The following is a 4,707-nucleotide window of genomic DNA, read 5'->3' as shown; positions in this document are numbered from 1 at the left end:
ACGAGCAACGCGGGCAAACCAGATGGCCAGCACCGGGCAGTTCCCGTGGCCATCACTGGGCAGTCCTCATGGCCGTCAGCGGGTCATTCCCTGGCCACCTATGGGCAGCTTTTCATGGCCGCTTACAGATCCGCGCCAGGACGCACGAGCGGACACGAGACAGCACGTCCCCAGTCCTCGGGACTGCTGAAGGTTCGGTTGACACCTGATCTGTGGGGACATGAGGTCCCCGCTGGAAGGATGTCGACATGCCTGCAGCACACCCCAAGGAGTTCCGTGACGACGTGGTCGCGGTCGCCCGTCGTGGCGAGGCCCCGATCGCTCAGCTCGCCAAGGACTTCGGGATCTCCGAGTCCTGCCTACGCAACTGGCTCCATCAGGCCGATGTCGAGGACGGCCACCGTCCCGGCGTGACCAAGGCCGAGAACGAGGAGCTGCGCGAGGCGCGGAAGAAGATCCGCTTGCTGGAGCAGGAGAACGAGGTCCTGCGCCGCGCCGCGGCGTACCTGTCGCAGGCGAACTTGAGGCTGGGTCAGAGCCCAAAATGACCTACCCGCTGGTCCGTGACCTTGCCGTCGACGGGATCCCCGTGACGGTGACCTGCCGGGTGCTGAAGTTCTCGACCCAGGCGTTCTATGCCTGGTGCGCCGACCCGGTCAGCGAGCGGGACCTGGTCGACGCCTACGCGATGAACGCCGCGTTCGAGGTCCACCGTGACGACCCTGGGTTCGGGTACCGGTTCATCGCCGACGAGCTCGCCGCGGCCGGGCACGAGATCTCGGAGCGGCGGGTATGGAAGATCTGCTCCCAAGCACAGATCGTCTCCGCCCACGCCCGCACTCGTGGCCGGTGGAAGAAGCCGGGCCCGCCCGTGCACGACGACCTCGTCGAGCGGGACTTCACCGCGACAGGCCCGAACCGGTTGTGGCTGACCGACATCACCGAGCACGCCACCGCCGAGGGGAAGCTGTACCTGTGCGCGGTCAAGGACGTGTGGTCGCGCCGGATCGTCGGCTACTCGATCGACGACCGGATGCCGGCCGCCCTCGCGGTTGACGCCCTCGAGATGGCCGTCGCCCGCCGCGGCCCGGGCGAGGTCACCGGCTGCGTGGTGCACGCCGATAGGGGCAGCCAGTTCCGTGCTCGGCCCTACGTCACCGCCTTGCACCGGGCCGGACTGGTCGGGTCGATGGGACGGGTGGCCTCCAGCGCGGACAACGCCGCGATGGAGTCCTTCTTCGCCCTCCTGCAGAAGAACGTCCTGAACAGCCGCCGGTGGAGCAGCCGCGCTGAGCTGCGGCTGGCGATCGTCACCTGGATCGAACGGACCTACCACCGCCGACGCCGGCAGCGCGCCCTTGGAAAGACGACACCGGTCGAGTTTGAGACCATCTACTGGCCGACGAAAGCGGCCTGAACCACCACACCCGAAGTGTCAACCGAACCTTCAGCAGTCCCGTCGCCGCCGGACGGAATCCCCGGCTCGTTCGGCCTCGAGCGGGACAGGGCTGTGCAGTACGGCCGGCCCGCGGTGCAGGAACCCGTCCGAGAGCACTTGGCAGCGCAGGCCGCCCCGGCCGCGCATGGCGGCGTGCGCGCCCGGGGCGAGCACCCGGTCCATCCAGGCGCAGGGGTGGGCCGGCCGCCCACCCCGCAGCCGCACGAAAGCACCTTGGGACTCCAACGCGAATTCCCCGCCGAGCAGGGGCGCCAGCTCGGCGCCCCGGAGGACCACGTTGCGCCGGGTCAGGAGCGGGTCGAAGGGAGGTGTGCCCAGATCTGCCGCCATGGCCTCGAGTGCTTCGACGGCGAGCAGGGTGAGGGCGGCGTCCATGTGCGCGGCCTTGCCGAAGAACCGGTCGCCCACCACGCCCTTGCCGGCCACCAGCTCGACCCGGTCGGCATCCGTGGTGGGCACGTCCGCCGCGCCGTCCCGGGCGCGGCCGAAGTAGGCATGGCCCGGGGACACGAGCAGGTGCAGGATCTCCACGTCGTACTGATAGGTCTGCATCATGCCATCATTCCCTTCGTCACCACGGTTGCCGGCACACCGTAGACACCACCGGACGCACCGTTGATAGCGAGAATTTCAGCGTTCAGGTTTCCTCCTCCAAGCCCCGTCAGAGACCCGGGGGATCGGTTGTCTTACGGGCCTCCGGCGCGGCGCCAGCCACGATTGTAGACGGATCCGTCTAGCATGGTGCGCATGATGGCAGTCATCCCCGAAGCCCAGGCCACTGCGCCGAACCGGTCGCCTGCGAGGTCCACGGGAGCTCGTGAGCGGATCATGGCGACCGCCCGCCGGCTGTTCTACACACGCGGCATCAATGCCACCGGCATCGATCTGGTGATCGCTGAGGTCGGCGTGGCCAAGGGCAGCATGTATCACCACTTCGGCAACAAACAGGCTCTGGTAGTGGCTTACCTCCAGCAGGAGGAGGCCACCTGGAAAGCCGCTTCCGAAACCAGGGACGACCCCCGGGCCAGCGCGACTGAGCGCTTGAGAGTCTTCTTCGATGGAATCTCTGTCGATGTTCTGGCCGGCACGTTCCACGGATGCCCGTTCATGAACGCCGCCATCGAACGCCCGGATGATCTCGGGGTGGGCCAGGTGATCGCTCATTACCGGGAAGCACTGGCCTCACATATCGCCCATTTGCTCGGGGAGGACGGGTCCTCGACCGCGGTGGACAAGGTGATGGTGCTGTACGACGGGGCGAAAACGTCCGCCAAGATGACACGGGATCCTGCGCTGGTCGAGCTGGCCGCCGACATGGCCTGCGAAGTTGTTCATGGGCACGGTTCGACTCGCAGGCCGATAGCTCGGAAGGGATGAGCCCTGTTGACACCTGGCGACGACGATTCCGGACCATGATGCGTCCGGAAGCACGTGAGGTGGCGCACGAAGCCGACGAGGTCGTCCCGACGCGCCTGTGCGCGCGAGTTCCGCAGGTGGCCCGGGGAAAGGGTTGCGGCACAGACAACGCGGAAGACGGGGTGTGCGTACCACGCTGCGTCGGTGGGAAACCGCGGGTTGCCGGTGCAGAACCAGGTGCTGCATGAGCATGGAACCGTGGGTTCCTTTTCAAGTCCGAGTGATATCTACAAGAAAAAACGAGGAGACAAGAAAATGATGACGAAGAACACTTCCACCACGGGGATCGAGCAGATGGGGAATTCGGTACTGCGCTATTCCCTGGTGACGAACCTCGTCTGGATCGGTTCCCTGAAATTCCAGGACTACGAGATGGAGAACATCAGGCCCCTGGTCACCTCCAGCCCCTTGTTCTCCGGGGTGCTCAAGAAGCTGGGGGAGAAGAAGACAGCGCAGCTGATCGGGGTGGCCGAGATCGGTATGGGAGCTCTCATCGCCGCCAAGCCCCTCGCCCCGCGCGCTTCGGCCCTGGGCAGCCTCGGGGCGGTAGGGATGTTCGTCACCACGCTCAGTTTCATGGCCACGACCCCGGGAGTGCAGCAGGAGAACCACGGGAAAACCAAGTTGTCCATGGTGGGGCAGTTCCTGCTCAAGGACACCGTGCTTCTGGGGGCATCCATCCTCACGGCTGCCGAGTCGCTGCAGCACGCCCGCCGCCGGTAGCCCGGAAACGACCGTTGCCGTGACCCGGAACGAGCCGGGACGGGAACTGCTGGTGCGGTACCCCGTCCCGGCCCATGTTCTCTGCCCCGGTGACCTGGGGGCCGGTTGGTCAGCGCGCCGGCGGCGGCGAAGCCCTGGAGCCGGCGCGCTGAGGGTTCAGCCGGTGGGCGGCCACTCAGTCGGAGGAAATCAGTTTCATGGAGATCGAGTTGATGCAGAACCGCTGATCGGTGGGGGTCTGGAAACCTTCACCTTCGAAGAGGTGCCCCAGGTGGGAGTCGCATCGGGAACAGCGCACTTCGATGCGCTCCATCCCCAAGGACCGATCACGTAGGTAACGCACCCTGTCCTCGGCCAGGGGAGCCCAGAACGAGGGCCACCCGCAGTGCGAGTCGAACTTATCAGTGCTGGTGAACAGCTCTTGGCCACACGCCCGGCACTGATAGACACCGGTGGTGTGCGCGTCGTAGTACTGGCCCGTGTACGGCCTCTCGGTGCCCGCCTTCCGGAGTACCTGGAACTCCTGCGGCGTCAGTTCCTCACGCCACTGCTCCTCACTCTTGTGCACCTCGGGCCGGTAGTTGTCGTATCCAGTGTTCATGACGGCTTCAACGGTCCCCGGCCCCTGCGTGTCAGGGTGAGTTGAGTCCAGTGGTTCACAGCAAGTCCGCCTGACGCAGGGCGAGATTCAGGATCGATCACCATGAGTAGTTCCACGTTCGCCCCGCCGTTGTCCGCGATCGCCGATGATGGACAGATGAGTGACGCTCACCCTCGTGCTGGTGGCCCGGCTCGGCGCCGGAGCTTCACCCCGGAGCAGAAGCTGGCGCATCTGGCCGCCTACGAACAGGCCTGCCAGGAGCAGCAGGGTGGGGCCTACCTTCGCCGGGAGGGCCTGTACTCCTCGCTGATCAGCGAATGGCGCCGGATGCGCGATGCTGGCGTGCTCGAAGGCAAGGCGGCCGATGAAGCCGTTGGCCGGGGGCGTGTCAACTTGTCTGTGTAAGCGGGGTGGTCACAGGTAGGGGTTGATCCGGTCGGGGTAGGCCGCGGCGAGCTGGGCGAGGGCCTGCTTCCAGTTCGTGACGGCCTGACCTTCGACGAGCCGG

The 4,707-nt window shown here is 66.2% G+C and carries 4 protein-coding genes and 2 pseudogenes; 4 read left to right on the top strand and 2 right to left on the bottom strand.

Translation table 11 applies throughout. The annotated features are described in order from the left end of the window. Positions 1 to 248: 248 nt before the first annotated feature. Positions 249 to 1,417 (top strand): annotated as a pseudogene (locus J1M38_RS11335) (IS3 family transposase). A gap of 30 nt (positions 1,418 to 1,447) precedes the next feature. On the opposite strand, the gene J1M38_RS11330 reads toward J1M38_RS11335, so the two are convergent. Then, complete coding sequence (locus tag J1M38_RS11330; protein ID WP_206481644.1) at positions 1,448 to 2,014, bottom strand: MOSC domain-containing protein; 567 nt, start codon at positions 2,012 to 2,014, stop codon at positions 1,448 to 1,450. Between the two features lie 192 nt (positions 2,015 to 2,206). Between J1M38_RS11330 and J1M38_RS11325 the strand changes: the two genes are divergently transcribed. Both J1M38_RS11325 and J1M38_RS11320 read left to right on the top strand, forming a co-directional pair. Continuing rightward, on the top strand, positions 2,207 to 2,836 hold the full coding sequence (locus tag J1M38_RS11325; protein WP_158443063.1) for a TetR/AcrR family transcriptional regulator: 630 nt from the start codon (positions 2,207 to 2,209) through the stop codon (positions 2,834 to 2,836). Between the two features lie 294 nt (positions 2,837 to 3,130). Continuing rightward, entirely contained in the window at positions 3,131 to 3,598 is a 468-nt protein-coding gene (locus J1M38_RS11320; RefSeq protein WP_020624493.1) for a YkgB family protein, read from the top strand. Between the two features lie 175 nt (positions 3,599 to 3,773). On the opposite strand, the gene msrB is transcribed toward J1M38_RS11320, so the two are convergent. Then, positions 3,774 to 4,199 (bottom strand): peptide-methionine (R)-S-oxide reductase MsrB, encoded by a 426-nt coding sequence (gene msrB, locus J1M38_RS11315; RefSeq protein ID WP_053447646.1) that lies wholly within the window; start codon positions 4,197 to 4,199, stop codon positions 3,774 to 3,776. A gap of 156 nt (positions 4,200 to 4,355) precedes the next feature. Between msrB and J1M38_RS11310 the strand changes: the two are divergent. Continuing rightward, positions 4,356 to 4,559 (top strand): annotated as a pseudogene (locus J1M38_RS11310) (IS3 family transposase); the annotation flags it as partial. Positions 4,560 to 4,707: the final 148 nt, after the last annotated feature.

The sequence above is a fragment of the Micrococcus sp. KRD070 genome, from assembly GCF_017168435.1.
GTDB lineage: Bacteria > Actinomycetota > Actinomycetes > Actinomycetales > Micrococcaceae > Micrococcus > Micrococcus luteus.
The sequence above is the reverse complement of the archived record's forward strand: the minus strand, read 5'-3'. Positions and strand labels throughout refer to the sequence as shown.

Bases quoted from the DNA above. Each gene is read 5' to 3' on its own strand.
- msrB (WP_053447646.1), bottom strand. From the start codon at position 4,199: ATGAACACTGGATACGACAACTACCGGCCCGAGGTGCACAAGAGTGAG.
- J1M38_RS11330 (WP_206481644.1), bottom strand. From the start codon at position 2,014: ATGATGCAGACCTATCAGTACGACGTGGAGATCCTGCACCTGCTCGTG.
- J1M38_RS11320 (WP_020624493.1), top strand. From the start codon at position 3,131: ATGATGACGAAGAACACTTCCACCACGGGGATCGAGCAGATGGGGAAT.
- J1M38_RS11325 (WP_158443063.1), top strand. From the start codon at position 2,207: ATGATGGCAGTCATCCCCGAAGCCCAGGCCACTGCGCCGAACCGGTCG.